Raw genomic sequence first — 16334 nt, forward strand, 5'->3', positions numbered from 1 at the left:
CTGAAAATTGTACAACTATGCTGCATCACCTAAGCGACGAAGTGATAGACTACATGCTCAACAACCAGTGGTTTGGCCGGCTAGGTTGTGCAGCCGATAATGAAATACTGGTTGTTCCGGTAACTTACCTTTACGATGGTCATAACATCTACGGTCATACGCGTGAGGGTACAAAAACCCGGCTTATGCGGCAAAATCCGAATGTTTGCCTTGAGGTCGATGAGGTCGTATCGCCCACATTCTGGCAGAGTGTGCTTGTTCATGGACAGTTTGAAGAACTAACCGGCGACGAACGAACCTGGGTTCTGCAACGACTGGGACAACGACTGGCTCCTCTCTTTCCGAACGAAATGCCTATACCGGCTTCCGAAATTGGACAGCCAGATTCAGCACACGAGCCGCCCGCAACGGTTGTTTACCGAATTCGTATTACCGAAAAATCGGGTCGCTCAATTCAGTTGGAACAGGCCGTTGATCGGTTGGGGTAAGACGGACTGCTTTTTTGCGTAGCAACTAGTAATTGCTTGTTACTTTCGGTGAGTGCGATAATGTAACCCGGCCGTAAATCAGCCATACCGACGCGCCCCATAAGGTTACCAGAATACCCGCATACGTGCTGATGTGGGGCAGATTCAGATCGGCCATAAATACCACGTCCATCATACTATGGAACAAAGCGCAGGCCAGCACATTTCCCCGTGAAGAATTAAACAGCCACGTAAACAAAATACCGCCCGTAATGAGACTGAATAGCCAGCCCACTATGCCGCCAATGTCCATATGGATATAACCGCCCAGAGGGTTCAGAAAAAGTGGCCAGTGCCAGAGAGCCCAGAAGCCTGTCAGAACCAGATTGGCCGTAAATGCCGAAAAACGGGTTTGGAGCCGTGGTAGGGCAAACCCGCGCCAACCGATTTCTTCACCCATACCGAAGAAAAAAAAGTTGACCAGTACATACGCAACAGGAGATAGAAATTTGAACTCCTGACCTAAAAACAGACCTTGCCAGTTTGGCGCTTTTGGGTGAGATGGAAGGCCGATTCCTATCAGAATCAGTAGAAGTAAAATAGGAGCGCCTGCGCCAATCAGTAACCACTTAAGGGATGGCCATCCTGGCCGTTGGCCCCCCGCCAGTGCTCGGATACCGGCGAAGCCCCGTTCGTGATACAGCAAAATCAGTGATGCCAGCATGGGGCCCAGACTGCCCAGCAGATGCCCATAAGGTAGCCATGACGGGGGCGTGTTCAGGGGCAGGTAATAAGGCGACCAGGCCAGCCACGATATAAAATAAGCTAGCCCGAAAAATCGGGCTAGCCGCCAAACAGGCACTTTAGATGTGGACATTATAGTTACGAAACAGGATTCGGTGGGGTACGATCTATACGACTGCCAGTAGTGGAATATCGGTCAGGCGAGCCATTCGCTGGGTTTCGCCCTCGGCAAATAATTGCTCAAACCAGTAATGCTCCTGTGGGAACATAATGAGCAGATCGGCTTTATTGTCGTGCGCGAATGTTAGCATTGTATCATAAATTTCCCGACCAGCCACAATGGTTATGGTATGTGGCACATCCGTCATCATTCGGCGGATGTGTTCGGCCCGGTGCTGTACGGTTGGGTCGCTGGGGTTATCGTTGATGCATAGAATATTGACAACGCTCTGGAAGTCGTGGGCAAAGCGTAGCGCTGTATCCAGGGCAATGGCATTGGGGGGTGTTTCGAGATTGATTCCCAGAACCAGATTTTTAACACTGGCATATTTAATGGCGGGTGGCACCAGCAGCAGAGGTACGGTGGTTTCAGTAACCATATCTGTTGCTGTACTGCCCATTAACTGAGCACTTTGTGGTGCCGAACCCACTGTCGACATGATGAGCAGACTTGCTTGTTCGGCTTTGGCAACCGCCGTAATTGCTTCTTTGGTGTGTCCTTCTTTGGCAATATACCGGATCGGCACGTCCGAATAGCCGTCTTCACTCAATGCATGAGCCAGGTGTTTAAGCTCTTTTCGGCTATCGTCGCCCATTGCTTCAGCACTCAACGGAAAATTGCCCGTTTTGGCCGGATTGTCAGGCCAGAAATGATAGGTATTCAACAGCACTAACTCCGCTTTCCAGGTGCGGGCCAGTTGAGCCGCAAACCGGGCAACCAGATTGGCATTGTGCGAAAAATCGGTGGCAAGAATAATCGTTTTCATGGCAATTGAGCAGGCTGCGTTTTCGGTTCCCGATAGTGATTTTAACGATTACGGTGGACTAACAAGTCCTTGTCGGAGAACAGAAAACTAAAGGATATTGATAAGAATAATCAGCAGATGAATAACGGCACTGAGGGCAAAGGCTGGGAAGATATACTTCACCGGCATAGCCGATAAAACCGGAACCAGTATCGACAGAAAGCCAAACATGCTAACCAGAAACTGCCAGTCGCCACCACGGAAATATTCCATTGTCAGCAATAGCACTGGCGACAAAATGCATCCCTGAATAGCCAGTGCGGTGATGGCCCAGCCAATGCGATTAAACTCCGCTTTTTCTACAAAATTTTTATAAACGCTCAGCCAACCGGTCGAATGCGAATCTGTATATGCTGTTGTCTGATGTGTGAGGGTAGCCATTGTTGTTGTGCATTTAATTGATAGCACAAAACAACAATCGTTGCCGCTGCTGGCACATGACAATGGTTAGGTGGAAAACTGATTGTTGTTAGCGCGGAGGTGAAAACGCAAATAACCCTTGCCTTACGGTCAGATGGATTATCTGTCGTTTAGCAAGGGCTACAATTGAAATTAACTAAACAGCTACACCTTTATTGTTTGTTTTGGCATTACGAACCTACCCGAACCGGGGTCAGATGTTCCAGTTCGTTGTCGCTAAACAGCCGTGATCGAATCAGAAAACGAACGCCCAGCGGAATTTCGAGCGAAAAACTGGCACCGCGTCCGGGTGTGACATCAACCGTCAGGTGTGTATGCTTCCAGTATTCGAACTGATCGCCCGACATCCAGAAATCGCAGCCTTCAATCTGACCCAACCATACGTCGGAAGAGCCCACGATGAATTCACCTTCGGCATAGCACATCGGTGACGAACCGTCGCAACAACCTCCGCTTTGGTGAAACATAAGCGGGCCGTGTTGAGTCCGGAGTTTGTTAATGACCGCTGCTGCAGCGGGAGTAACGTCGATGCGATTCATGGGGCGAAAATGAGAAAGAGCGAAAGAGTGAGTAAGCGGAGCAACTTCGCTTATTCACTCTTTCGCTCATTACTTAAAAGAACCCAAGTTTATTTTTGCTATAGGAAATGAGCAGGTTTTTGGTCTGGCGATAGTGGTTGAGCATCATGTGGTGATTTTCGCGACCAAAGCCCGACTTCTTGTAGCCACCAAATGGTGCGTGAGCCGGATACTGATGGTAGCAGTTCACCCAGACGCGCCCTGCCTGAATCTGGCGAGGAATCTGATACAGCTCATGCGCATCGCGTGACCAGAAACCCGCACCCAGGCCATAGAGCGTGTCGTTGGCAATTTCCAGGGCTTCGTTGCCGTCTTTGAACGTCGTTACCGATACCACCGGTCCGAAAATTTCTTCCTGGAAAACCCGCATTTTATTGTTGCCTTTAAAGATCGTTGGCTTAATGTAGTAGCCCGATTCGAGGCCATTGCCAACCAGACCTGCCGGTTCGCCACCCGTTAGCACTTCGGCACCTTCCTGCTTGCCAATGTCGATATACGACAGAATTTTCTCGTATTGATCATTGCTGGCCTGGGCTCCCATCATCGTTTCCGGATCGAGTGGGTGGCCTAGTTTGATGGCTTCGGTGCGTTGAATAACGCGCTCCATAAACCGATCGTAGACACGTTCATGAACCAGCATTCGCGATGGACAGGTACAAACTTCACCCTGGTTCAGGGCAAACATAACGGCACCTTCGACACACTTGTCGAAAAATTCATCATCGGCATCGGCAACCGACTCCATAAAAATGTTTGGCGATTTGCCGCCCAGTTCCATCGTTACGGGAATGAGGTTTTCCGACGCATACTGCATAATCAGACGCCCGGTTGTGGTTTCGCCCGTGAAGGCCACTTTCGCAATCCGTTTCGATTGAGCCAGCGGTTTTCCGGCCTCTGGCCCAAATCCGTTCACAATGTTTATGACACCCGGTGGAATTAAGCCTTCGAGCAGTTCCATCATCACCAAAATACTGGTTGGCGTTTGCTCGGCGGGTTTCATTACTACGCAACAGCCTGCTGCCAGCGCGGGAGCCAGTTTCCAGGTTGCCATTAGCAGCGGGAAATTCCAGGGAATAATCTGACCTACAACGCCGATGGGCTCCTTAATGATCATCGATACGGTGGTGGCATCGAGTTCGGCTACTGAGCCTTCTTCGGCGCGAATTACGCCCGCAAAATAGCGGAAATGATCGACACAGAGCGGTAGGTCGGCAGCCATTGTTTCACGAACGGCCTTGCCATTTTCAACGGTTTCAACACGGGCCAGAAACTCCAGATTCTGCTCAATTCGATCCGCAATTTTCAGAAGAATATTACTCCGTTCGGTAGCCGACGTTTTCGACCAGGTTGAGAAGGCCTTATGGGCTGCGTCGAGCGCCAGTTCAATATCGGCAGCTTTTGAGCGGGGCACACGGGCAATCAGACTGTCGTCGACAGGCGACGTATTGTTGAAATATTCGCCATCTACCGGGGCTACCCATTTCCCGCCAATGTAGTTTTCATATTGCGTTTTAAACTGGGGACGGGGTAAAATTTTGTTAGGGGCTTCCAGAACTTCCATAAATGCAGAACAGTTAAATTGGATTTGTTACAAAGTTTGTGCGAATTATTCAAACAGTAGTTCATCAAACCTATCGTCTGCTTGCACTATCCTATCAACTTTTCGATACCCGATCGGGAAATAAAGCGGGTTTTTGTGTGAATCATTTTTGCGGTCAATCAATGCAAACACGCCGGAGAAAGAAAAGAGACAGTCTCTTTTTGCATAAAACACCCTGCCTTCAAACAGCTTCTATACATCCCGGCTGCGAACGGTGATACTTTTGAAATAGCAATAAAATTTATAACATTATCAATACGCAACTAGTTAAATTTGATTACTTTACAGCCTGCTTTTAACTTTTAATCACCTGGCACGGCTTAACTGACCATTTGCTATGAAACGTGTACAGACGGCCTCACTTGACATCTCAAGGCATTTACAGTCCCGACGTTTGGAACAGGAAGTAGAAAACCGAACGGCTTACACGATCGACACCGCCGAATTAAATATCTATGAAACACAGCACGTTGCCGAAAAAGTAGAACTGACATTTGCCAGCCCTGTGCTGGCCAGCATGATTCGGGGTAAAAAAATCATGCACCTGCCTGGAACACCTTCATTCGACTTTTTGCCGGGCGAGTCGGTTATTGTACCGGGCCAGGAAACCATGTGTATCGATTTTCCTGAAGCGCAAAGCCAGAATCCTACTCAATGTCTGGCCCTGGCTATTGCGCCCGATAAGGTGCGGCAGGTAACCGACTTATTGAACGACCGGACTCCACTGATCGATAATGCACAGGGCTGGCAGTTTGGGCAGCACAATTTTTTTCTGACCAACGACGAGCCCATTCATCAACTCATATCGCGCCTGATCTACATTTTTACGGAAAACAACCAGGCCAAAGAAGTATTTGCCAACCTTGTCTTACAGGAGTTGGTCGTTCGATTAATGCAAACCCAAGCCCGAACCTTACTCTTGAGCCCAGAAACAACGTTCGTCAATGTGAACCGGTTAGCACACGTTGCTCAGTATATTAACAGGCATCTGAACCGAAGCCTGCAAATTAAAGAACTGGCCGACGAAGCCTGCATGAGTGAACCCAATTTCTATCGGACATTTAAGCATACATTTGGTATGACACCGGTCGAATATATCAATCAGCAACGGATTTCGCTGGCGTCGAAACTCCTGCGGACAACAAGCCGGGGGCTAGCCGATATCAGTATCGAATGTGGGTTTAATAATCTGACTTATTTCATGAAGCTGTTCCGTCGGGAAACGGGCATTTCGCCAGCTCAATACCGCAAACAAGGATTTCCTGCCTAACTTTTGCCGAAAACAGCGATCTTGCTGACTTGCTTCGCGGTTCGCTACTTATGCCCGTTATATCCAGAAAAAAGCTAGTTTATCCGATTCAGGATCGGCTACGATCATACCTGATTCAGTATGACCGGGATTTGTTGCTGCCTACCCAATACGAAGATCTGCTTCGGTATACCAATGCCATTACGCTTTTCGACAAACGTGGGCGCGACACGCTCTGGGAAACAACTTTCTATGCAGGAGCTGAAGCCGAAGAAATGCAGCGTTCGCTGAAGTCGATCTATGCGCAACTGAAAGCCAATGGCGACCTGTCGATCACCAATCACCTGACGGTCGATCGGGTCGATTTGTGTATGTATGGAAATACAAAGCCGTTTCGGGTGCGCATACGCAACATTGTCAATGATAACTTCGACTATTTTTACATCAAGCGGGCCGATGCCTCGCGGATTTATGGCCTCGAACTGGAGCATATCTTATCACCCAATCGCATCAATTACCTGACTACGGGCCAAACCCTGGTTGAAGAACACATTGCCGGAATTCCGGGCGATATGTTCTTTGAAAATCAACTGACCGACCCCGACCTTAACCCCATTCGACTCTGTAAGGAGTTCATTAAATTCAATGAGCGATGTTTTGTTCGTCTACTGGGCGATATGCATTCCAGCAATTTTGTGGTCGATGTTACCCCCGACTTCGATGAGGTATATTACCGGATTCGGGCTATTGATTTCGATCAGCAATCGTATGAAGGGCGCCGGTCGGTCTACATGCCGCAATATTATAAACAAAATCGCCCGATTATCGACCTTGGTGTTCGGTATATGACCCCCGAGAGCGTTCGGCAGTATCAGATTGAAGAGCGAGCCCTGATTGCGAGTCGGATTCGGGTCGAAAATATTCGTATCCGCGATCTGATGGAAGCCATGCGTGGCGATCAGATTGCACCGGTAGCCAATGTCGAAAGTCTTCGGTTGGCACTGGCCCGACAGTATCGCAATCCAGACTTTATGCGGTGCCAGACAATGGGCGATCTGGTCTGGAAAAGTCTGGAAATTGTTTCAGTTCATTGATCCGGCTTCAGAAGAACCAACGGTAAGAAATACCCACCTGTGAACGTATGACTCATTGCTAAACACAAGAACGAACGGGTAGCTGTTGAAATGTCGTAACAAATAAGCCTGGGATAAGGCACTCAGAATGTGGCATTATGGAGTATATTCGTATCGACCTTCTGACCGTATGAACTATTGTATTACGCTTCTTCTCTGGGTTACCGCTTGTTCTGGTTTATACGCACAAACCGGAAAATTGTCAGGACGAGTAATTGATAGTAGTACTCAGCAACCGTTGCCATTCGCCAATGTCTACCTCAACAATACGACCATTGGAGCTACAACAAATGCCAATGGCGAATTTTTGTTGCAGCATCTACCGCTGGGTTCGGCCGACATTGTGGTTTCATTTATTGGGTATGTTTCCCAACAACTGAAGGTGATGGTTCGTGAAACCGGAAATACGCCAGTAGCGATCCGACTCAATCCTGATGCACAGCAGCTAGTGGAAGTGGGTGTAAAATCGAACCGTGACAAAGACTGGGAGCGGCAGTTTAAACGATTTGAGAAGGTTTTTCTGGGAAACACCGCTACTTGTAAGATCATTAATCCCTGGATTATCGACTTTGGTAGCGGAAACGGACAGACTACGGCCACTGCCCTTGTTCTTTTAGAGATTGAGAATAAGCAACTGGGCTATAAGCTCTATTTTCAGTTAAAGAAATTTGCCTATTCGTCAACAACATTTGCCATTGTTGGTAATGTTCGGTTTACAGAGCTTGATGCTTCAGGTACCTCGCAGGCCGCTGCCTGGACTAAAAATAGAGAACGCGCTTACCACGGTTCAGTAAAACACCTGATGAAAGCTATACTCGACCGACGGCTGAAACAACAGGGCTTTTTGCTCTATGGCGATAAGACGAAAGGGCGGGGGCGCAGTAATAACTTTAGTGCCGAGCTTGAATATAACCTGGTACCTTATGATACCTCTTCGCTGGCTGTTTCGGCGGCTGGCCTGAACGAATATCGGCTTTCTATAAAAGATCGGCTGGAAATCCATTATCTCAACGACTTCACGAACAGAGGGTTTTATAAAGACATCAGCCACCCCGTTAGCTGGCTTGACGTTAGAGGGGGGTATGTGGTGGTAAATAAGGAGGGTACGATGCTGAATCCGACCGATGTGGCAGTGTCGGGTAGTATGGCCGATGCGCGCGTGTCGGGGATGTTACCGCTCAATTATCAGCCAGGTAACCCTGTTGTAACAAAAGCCCCAACCAACTTTCTGGTTCGACGGCTTCAGGAAAAAGCCTATCTGCATACCGACAAACCTTACTATTATCCGGGCGATAAGTTATGGTTTAGTGCATTTATGAACTACCGAATTCCGGGTTTGAGAGATACCTTAAGCAAGGTGCTGTATGTTGATCTGATCGATTCGGAAAGGCAGCTTGCTCAGCAGTGCGTCCTGAAAATCAACAGTGGGCGGGCGGCCAGTGCATTCCGCTTGCCTGTACCCATAAAACCCGGAAAGTATGTGCTGAGGGCCTATACACAGTGGATGAGAAATTATGGGATAGCCAATTTTTTCTACAAACCCATTACGATTCTGGCGCTGAATGAGCAGGTTGATGCGGTTGCTCCTAAACCGGTGGCCGATAGCCTCCTGACTGTTGGGGTTGACCGGGCTGGGTATAAAAAACGAGATAAAGTCAGCATGACCCTTCGCTTCGACACCACAGGACTAACAGAGCGTATAAATGGTAGTTTTTCGGTTGCCGTGTTCGATGAAGCCGTTGCGGTGCCGATAGTGGGGCCAACATCCATAAAAACCAGTTTCGACCTGCCTGAACCGCCCGGCGATCTGCCTTTCAGGTATGCCATTGAAAAAGGGGTAAGTATATCGGGACTTTATAAAGACAAAAAAGGCAGAACGAAAAAAACAGTCCTAATGCTCATTCCCGAACATTTCGATCAGTTTTATTCCATTAATACGTTGAACAATGGCGAATTTTCGCTGCCGAATCTGGTCTTTTACGATAGTACAAAATTTGTTATTCAGCCAGAAGGGAGTGTGATTCTGAGCGATAGAGTTGCTCCTCTTTTGCCCGATAAACTGCCCGAGTTTCCTATGCGTATTGTTTCTGCGAATACGCTCCATCCTGTCTATAGTGGCGATACACTTCAGGCAAAGCTATTGCAGACTGTTAGCGTATCGGCCCGAAAATTAGTTCGGAGCGAGAGTGCCTATGGTACGCCCGATGTATATCTGAAAGGGGAAAATCTGGAGGGATATGCTAGCATGGCCGATGCCATAGCAGCTAAACTTCCAACGTTTAAACTAATTTATGATCAAACAAACTGGTTCCTGATCTGGGGCCGGGCGAGTGTTCCTACGGGGAGTAACCTGTCGGGCCAGTCGAATCTCTCCTCACATGAACCTAGTCTGTATATCAACAACGTACTGGTTGTGGGCGAAAGCACGGGCGATCGGTTAATGCAGTTATCGCCGTCCATGATCGATCATATTGAAGTCAATGGAATGATCACCTCTAATCAGGGAGCCAATGGGTCGAATGGATTGATCAATGTCTATACCAAACGCCCTGCCGAAGCCAGTTCGAAACCAGTATCATTTGTAAAAGCACGTGGGTTTGATCAGGAAATAACTTTTCAATCGCCCGACTATACGAGGCCCGTTGAAAATGCAGCCATGAGCGACTACCGCTCAACGCTCTACTGGAATCCGCGCGTTGCGGTTAGCTCGGAACAAGGTGCAACTAACCTTTCGTTTTTTACGGGCGATGTGTCTGGTAGCTATCGGGTTGTTGTTGAGGGTATTACCAGCAGTGGCAATACCGTTCGTGCCGAAGCTGTTTTTACCGTAAACCCCTGAGTCTGGTGAATCAATGTCACATAGCCAGTGTGATGCTAAGCCCTTGTCGCAGGGTGTTATGGATTTCGGCAATCTGGTCGGTGTGTCTGATTAGCGCATCGATTTCGGCCGGAGGGGCGTCTGATGAAACACTGGCTTTATACGTAAAGTTTGATCCAGGTTCGCCGTCGGCACCAAACTCTCCCGTAACCAGCACCTCAACGCCCGATACAGTAAGGTTTCGCTTAGTGGCTTCGCGGTAGATGTCGTTGCAGAAGCAGGTTGCCAGGGCCAGAAGCAGGAGTTCGCCACCATTGATCGACGATCCAAAACCCGATGGTTTGGTGGTAATCTGCATTTCCTTGGCCGAATCGTTTGTCTGCACAACCGTTTCCTGTTGGTTGTAAGAGCTTTTTATACTCGCTGAGATTTTCATGATATTGAGTAGTAGGGAGTTATAAGTATACGGCCATTTGTCGGCACCTGCCAGCGCTTTCCCGACTTTTTCGTAAAAGGTCATCCTGGCTGGTTCAAATCGCCTGTGCCAGTAAGTAGGCTGATGAATGAACAGCTCCTAATCTGCTGTATGTACCGACCTGAGGCATAGGTCGACGGAGACATGGGGATTGTTTTCCTAAGTTTCTAAGGTGTTTCTAAGATCTTCTTAAGCATATTCTAAGCTAGCAAAACGTAGTTTGTTATTATTCGACCATAAACCGCCTACAGGAATGAGCATTATTACTCCGATTGTGAAGTCGTTAATTACAATCTCACTGGTAACTCTGACAATGTCGGCTTTTGAAGCCTGGCGATTGGCCTTGAGATTGCGAAGGCGGGTTAACGTTCGGTCGTTTATTTCGTTTAAATAAAAAACAACTGCCGGAAACTGGGTGACTGAGGTTTGCTCATAAAATGACTTTAAACACTGTTTCCGGCGGCAACACTACCTATGATGAGCCAGATACAGATAGACAGACGAACACTCGGCGTAACGTTTACTGCCGATCGAAAAGCGAATGTTAGGGTATGGGCTCCTCTTGCAAAGCAGGCAGCTATTTCAACAAACAACCATTCGGGAAGTATACCACTAAGCCCGGAAGAACCAGGCTACTGGTCGGCAGAAACAGATCAGATTAAGCCAGGCGATCTGTATACTTTTGTTCTGGACGACGAAAAAGAAAGCGCCGATCCGGCATCGCTTATTCAGCCGCAGGGGTTGTATGGACCTTCGCAGGCTTTTGATACTAATGCATTCTATTGGGAAGATTCGTGCTGGATTAACCCGCCCCTCGATGAGTTTATTGTTTATGAACTCGATATTTACAATTTCACACCCGAAGGTACCTTTAAGGCCATTGTCCGGAAATTAGCGTATCTGAAAGAGCTGGGTGTCAATGCCATTGTTATTAAGCCGGTTACGCCCTTTCCGGAAGTGCGCAGCCAGACCGATAGTGCTTTTATGTATGCCGTACAGGCCTCGTATGGAGGGCCTGGCCAACTACAGCATCTGATCAATGCCTGCCACTACGAAGGTATTGCCGTTATTATGGATATGGCCTATCATCAGGGCAGTCCTCAACAGAACTCGCCCCGTAACCTGGGGGTTTCCAAAACCCGTCGGCAACCCGCCGACCGAGCAGCAACGCGGACAAACAGGCTTCAGCAGGAAGCCTATCGCCGGTATCTGCTCGAAAATGTGCTGATGTGGTTTCGGGATTTTCACATCGATGCACTTCGGCTCGAAATTGCACATACCATACCCGGTTCAGAAAATCTTCTACAGGAAATTCGAAGCTACACCAATGCCTTAACGGCAATTACGGGGCGTCAGTATTACCTGCTTGTTGAGCAGGATATGCAGCCTGCTGCCATACAGTCGCAGGATCAGAACGACTATGAAATAAACGGCACCCGGCAAATGACCGCCGGAGGTGGCTATCATAGTTGCTATGAAGAATATGGTACACTTATACATCAGACCAGAGTTTACCGGGAAGACTGTTTGTACGATAAAAACTTTTCAGGCATACTACAGGAGTTGTTTGACCGGAAGGCCGAGAATGCGTTCGGAAAACCGTTTGTCATGATTTCGCAAAAGTATGATCAACTGCTGGATGAGCCATCGGACGAACGGATCGATATGGAGCTACTTAAACTCATTGCCGGTTCGGTTATGGTGAGTCCGTATGTTCCTACGCTGTTCATGGGTGAAGAATGGGGCGCAACAAACCCGTTTCTGGGTTTAAGCCAGGTGGAGCCCGGCTATTCGACCGACGAACGATTCTGTTTAATGGATAGAGAGCCAATGCTGATGTCGGCATTGCTGGAAGATCATACGAGCCATACACTGTATCGATACTATCAGGCGCTTACGGCATTGCGTCGCGAACAACCGGCCCTGAACCATCTGAATCAGAAACAAATGGAGGTTTTTCACCAGAGCGGTCATCCAACAATGGTTTTGCATCGCTGGTATAATGAAAACCATGTGCTGTGTCTGATGAATTTTTCCGACAAGACTGAACCGATTGCCATTCCGCGGGTTGGCCGCGCATGGACTAAATTGCTCGACTCTGCTGATCCGGCGTGGTATGGACCACGAGCCTCTGCATTGTCGATCTCAGATACTAACCTGCTTCTGCTCCAACCCGAATCAATTGTTGTTTACAAGGCGGTTGATTCGCATTGATTAATTGATGTCCGTGCTCGTTCGCAAATACAATCGCGGATGGCTAAGTGCGCGTCTGCAATACCCAGAAAAGGAAGGGCACGGGACTTTTGCTAGATAGGTTCGGGTCTTGTTCGTTGGCAATACGATTGCAAACGAACAAGACCCGCCTTAAAATACCCGTCGACTAACTAATCAATGATCGATTTTATGAGCTGCATCGGAACGCCTACCCAGTCGGGGCGGTGGTTTAGTTCATAGTTAAGATCGGCAATGGCTTTTTCGAGCAGATAGGTTTCAACCATCATTTGCAGATCGTTAGGGTCGTCGGGTATGAACGAACTGCCCTGAACAGTTTGCAAATAAGCCTGCATGAAAAATCCACTCATGAAATAAGACCAAAGCTCAGCAAAAGGCATTAGTGTCAGCGTTTTGTCGATTGGAACCTGAATATTTTTCAGGAAACCCTCGTAGCCAACATAATAGAACGAACGGATCATAGCGGCCACATCGCGCAGGGGCGATCGTTTTAGTCGCCGTTCACTGTAGCTTCGGTTCGGATCGCCCCCAAAATCCTGAATGGCGAGATCTTTGCCCGTTAGCAGAATTTTTTCCAGTTGTAAGTCGCCATGAATACGAATTTTGGTCGTATTCAATTTTTTGTTGTAAATACGCTTGAGCATGGTCAGTACGTCATCTTTTCGGCTCAGCATCTGCTCCACATCCTGTCGGACCTCGGGCGAAAGTCGTTGAAGATTCCGTTTCTGGCTCTGGTAGCTTTCGCGAACCAGCGACTGAAGCCCCGAAAAAAGAGAGCGCTGATAGTGTAGCGAGAACTCTTCCGGCGCAAAATCTTTGTGTGTTTTGTTCGACGCCAATGCCAGGTGCATCTCCCCGATTCGGGTACCTAACACCCGGGCCTGTTCAGCCGCCCGATGGCCAATTAGTTCCTGTGCCTCGGCAGGTAGCTCTTCGAACGAAACGGGCTGACTTAGGGTCCCTCGCGGGGCCGATAGCGCACACGTCAGTTGATTTTGATCGCGGGCCAGAATCCGTTCGATGTAGTTGTTAATCCGATCCAGCACATAACTTTTTCCATCGCCGTGGCGGGCAACCATTTCTTCCATACGGCCCAGCAGAATGGTGGTGCCATCCAACGCCATTTCGATGGTTCCGGCCTGGGTGGCAACATAGGAGAAGTTAGCCGTATCGGACAGGAAACGCGTAAGCTCCGCGTCGGGATTGATTGACAGATCGACTTTTCGGTATAGCTTCAGCAGGAAATAATAATCGTAGCTGATGGATACATAGCCATTGCTGTCGGGAATCAGTTTTGGCCGGATTTCGGGGTGCTCGGCTACGTAGGCATCAAGGGTCGCGCTACTCTGGAATAGTAGCTGGTCGGCCTGATGAGGCTCTTTCGAAACCATCTGGGCCAGCAGTGCCAGTTGCACCTCGGTAACATATAGCCCATCGCACAGAATACCCGTCTGGTCGCCTGCCTGGATATTTGCCAGCACGGCCTGAGGGCAGTTTTCGATTAGTTTAGTTGCTTGTGTTTCAGTTGCGAAAGAAAGTGTCAACTGAACTATTTCGGGCAGGCCGCGCTCATATGAAATCTCCAGCAAAAGGGCATAGGCAGTACTATCGGCTACAGGAAGCACCGCATGGTTCATGATAACGATACCGCGCATGGTTTGCTTGCGCTCGCTAAACCAGTCCATACGGGATAGATACTCGGGTATTATTTTTGTTTCCAACGTTTCCCGATTTCGGCTGGCCATCAGCTTCGACCAATCATTGATCCGAACGTAAGGTAACTCATAGGTACTCACGGCTTCGGTGTTGGTTTTCTCAAGCACAAACCATTGATAATCGTGCGGAGCCAGCGTGAAGAAATAGGTTTCGCTGTCGGAAACAGGCGGGAAGGCGTTGTGGCTAAACGCTTCTATAGGCACATACCCTTTGAAACCGGGCAACTCAATTTCGGCTGGTTGTGCATATTTCGACAGGTTAACTACAATGAGCAAGGTTTCGCCGTCGTAGGTACGCGTAAAAGCCAACACTTTAGGGTTCTCAACATTCAGAAAGGTCATGTCGCCCCGCCCAAACGCCTTATATTTTTTGCGCAGGTTAATCATGCGTTTCATGAACCAGAGTAACGACGAGGTGTTGCGTCGCTGGGTTTCAACATTCACGGATTCAAAATGGTATTCGGGGTCGAGAATGGTGGGCAGGTAGAGTTTTTGCGGATTCGCACTTGAAAAGCCGCCATTGCGGTCGGGCGACCATTGCATAGGCGTGCGAACACCGTCGCGGTCGCCCAGATATACGTTGTCGCCCATACCGATCTCGTCGCCATAGTAGATAACAGGCGTACCCGGCAGTGAGAATAAGAGGCTGTTGAGCAGCTCGATTCGCTTCCGGTTATTACCCATCAGGGGCGATAATCGGTGCCGAATGCCAAGGTTAATACGAGCCTTGGGGTTTTGCGCGTAGGTTTTGTACATATAGTCCCGCTCTTCGTCGGTAACCATTTCGAGGGTTAATTCGTCGTGATTACGCAGAAAAATGGCCCACTGGCAGGTTGGCGGAATGGTTGGTGTCTGATCGAAAATATCCGTAATCGGATAGCGGTCTTCCATCTGCAATGCCATAAACATGCGGGGCATTACCGGAAAGTGGTAGTTCATGTGGCATTCGTCGCCATCGCCGAAGTAGGAAGCTGAGTCTTCGGGCCACATATTGGCTTCGGCCAGAAAAACAATTCCCGGAAAATGATCATCGACGTGCTTCCGTAGTTTTTTCAGGAAAGCATGCGTTTCGGGCAGGTTTTCGCCGTTGGTGCCTTCACGTTCGAATAAATACGGTACGGCATCCAGCCGGAACCCATCGACACCAAGCTCACACCAGTAGTCGATGAGCTTAAAAACCTCTGCCTGAACCAGTTTGCTATCGTAGTTGAGGTCGGGCTGATGATGGAAAAAACGATGCCAGTAATATTGCTGGGCTTCGGGGTCCCAGGTCCAGTTGGAGGTTTCATAATCCTGAAAAATGATCCGTACATCTTTGTATTGAGTCGGATCGTCGGTCCAGACATAGTATTCGCGCTCGGGTGAACCTTTGGGCGCTTTTCGGGCCCGCTGAAACCACGGATGCTGATCAGATGTGTGATTAATAACCAGTTCGGTAATCACTTTCAGATTGCGCTGATGGGCTTCTTGCAGAAGTATCTTAAGCTGTTCGATGTTGCCATACGACGGATTGATGGTATAATAGTCGGCAATATCGTACCCGTCGTCGCGTAGTGGAGAGGGGTAGAAGGGCAGCAGCCAGATGGCCGTTACGCCTAGTTCCTGAAGGTAGTCCAGTTTTTCGAGCAGGCCCTGAAAATCACCGATTCCGTCGCCGTTACCGTCGTGAAAGGCCTTGATGTGTAGCTCATAGATAATCGCATCTTTATACCAGTGAAGGTTATCATCGAGTTCTACGTTATTGTTTGTCATGTTTTTTTTTGATTAAGCCCCCTTTTCTGTAGTGTTTTCGAAAGCACTGCCAGCAATGGGTTCGTTAACATGCACCGTTGAGGTAAGAATCCGCTTATAATCTGCTTAAAAGTTGCTTAGAGCAGA

General features: G+C 48.6%; 12 protein-coding genes. 5 read left to right on the forward strand and 7 right to left on the reverse strand.

Features of this window, described 5'->3' with window-relative positions:
* Positions 1-17: 17 nt before the first annotated feature.
* Complete coding sequence (locus tag WBJ53_RS03490; protein WP_338874662.1) at positions 18-488, forward strand: pyridoxamine 5'-phosphate oxidase family protein; 471 nt, start codon at positions 18-20, stop codon at positions 486-488.
* Between the two features lie 25 nt (positions 489-513).
* Here WBJ53_RS03490 and WBJ53_RS03495 read toward each other — a convergent pair whose 3' ends face one another.
* The 5 genes from WBJ53_RS03495 to WBJ53_RS03515 form a co-directional block, all read right to left on the reverse strand.
* Positions 514-1344 (reverse strand): type II CAAX endopeptidase family protein, encoded by an 831-nt coding sequence (locus WBJ53_RS03495; RefSeq protein ID WP_338874663.1) that lies wholly within the window; start codon positions 1342-1344, stop codon positions 514-516.
* Between the two features lie 34 nt (positions 1345-1378).
* On the reverse strand, positions 1379-2197 hold the full coding sequence (locus WBJ53_RS03500; protein WP_338874664.1) for a universal stress protein: 819 nt from the start codon (positions 2195-2197) through the stop codon (positions 1379-1381).
* Between the two features lie 87 nt (positions 2198-2284).
* A complete protein-coding gene (locus WBJ53_RS03505) occupies positions 2285-2617 on the reverse strand; it encodes a hypothetical protein (protein ID WP_338874665.1) in 333 nt (110 codons plus the stop codon).
* Positions 2618-2826: 209 nt separating this feature from the next.
* A complete protein-coding gene (locus WBJ53_RS03510; protein WP_338874666.1) occupies positions 2827-3195 on the reverse strand; it encodes a DUF779 domain-containing protein in 369 nt (122 codons plus the stop codon).
* A gap of 73 nt (positions 3196-3268) precedes the next feature.
* Complete coding sequence (locus tag WBJ53_RS03515) at positions 3269-4795, reverse strand: aldehyde dehydrogenase family protein (RefSeq protein ID WP_338874667.1); 1527 nt, start codon at positions 4793-4795, stop codon at positions 3269-3271.
* Between the two features lie 376 nt (positions 4796-5171).
* Here WBJ53_RS03515 and WBJ53_RS03520 point away from each other — a divergent pair, with 376 nt between their 5' ends.
* The 3 genes from WBJ53_RS03520 to WBJ53_RS03530 all read left to right on the forward strand — a co-directional run bounded on the left by WBJ53_RS03520 (position 5172) and on the right by WBJ53_RS03530 (position 10055).
* Positions 5172-6104 carry an AraC family transcriptional regulator gene (locus WBJ53_RS03520; RefSeq protein WP_338874668.1) on the forward strand — a complete coding sequence of 311 codons (933 nt, stop codon included), beginning with the start codon at positions 5172-5174 and terminating at the stop codon, positions 6102-6104.
* A 50-nt stretch (positions 6105-6154) separates the two neighbouring features.
* The gene (locus WBJ53_RS03525) at positions 6155-7177 is read left to right on the forward strand and encodes a hypothetical protein (protein WP_338874669.1); all 1023 of its coding nucleotides are present in this window, start codon (positions 6155-6157) and stop codon (positions 7175-7177) included.
* A gap of 169 nt (positions 7178-7346) precedes the next feature.
* Positions 7347-10055 carry a carboxypeptidase-like regulatory domain-containing protein gene (locus WBJ53_RS03530; RefSeq protein WP_338874670.1) on the forward strand — a complete coding sequence of 903 codons (2709 nt, stop codon included), beginning with the start codon at positions 7347-7349 and terminating at the stop codon, positions 10053-10055.
* Positions 10056-10071: 16 nt separating this feature from the next.
* On the opposite strand, the gene WBJ53_RS03535 is transcribed toward WBJ53_RS03530, so the two are convergent.
* Entirely contained in the window at positions 10072-10554 is a 483-nt protein-coding gene (locus WBJ53_RS03535; RefSeq protein WP_338874671.1) for an OsmC family protein, read from the reverse strand.
* A 429-nt stretch (positions 10555-10983) separates the two neighbouring features.
* Between WBJ53_RS03535 and WBJ53_RS03540 the strand changes: the two genes are divergently transcribed.
* Positions 10984-12723 carry an alpha-amylase family glycosyl hydrolase gene (locus WBJ53_RS03540; RefSeq protein ID WP_338874672.1) on the forward strand — a complete coding sequence of 580 codons (1740 nt, stop codon included), beginning with the start codon at positions 10984-10986 and terminating at the stop codon, positions 12721-12723.
* Between the two features lie 170 nt (positions 12724-12893).
* Here WBJ53_RS03540 and treS read toward each other — a convergent pair whose 3' ends face one another.
* The gene (gene treS, locus WBJ53_RS03545; RefSeq protein ID WP_338874673.1) at positions 12894-16208 is read right to left on the reverse strand and encodes a maltose alpha-D-glucosyltransferase; all 3315 of its coding nucleotides are present in this window, start codon (positions 16206-16208) and stop codon (positions 12894-12896) included.
* Positions 16209-16334 lie beyond the last annotated feature (126 nt).

This window comes from Spirosoma sp. SC4-14, from assembly GCF_037201965.1.
Lineage (GTDB): Bacteria > Bacteroidota > Bacteroidia > Cytophagales > Spirosomataceae > Spirosoma.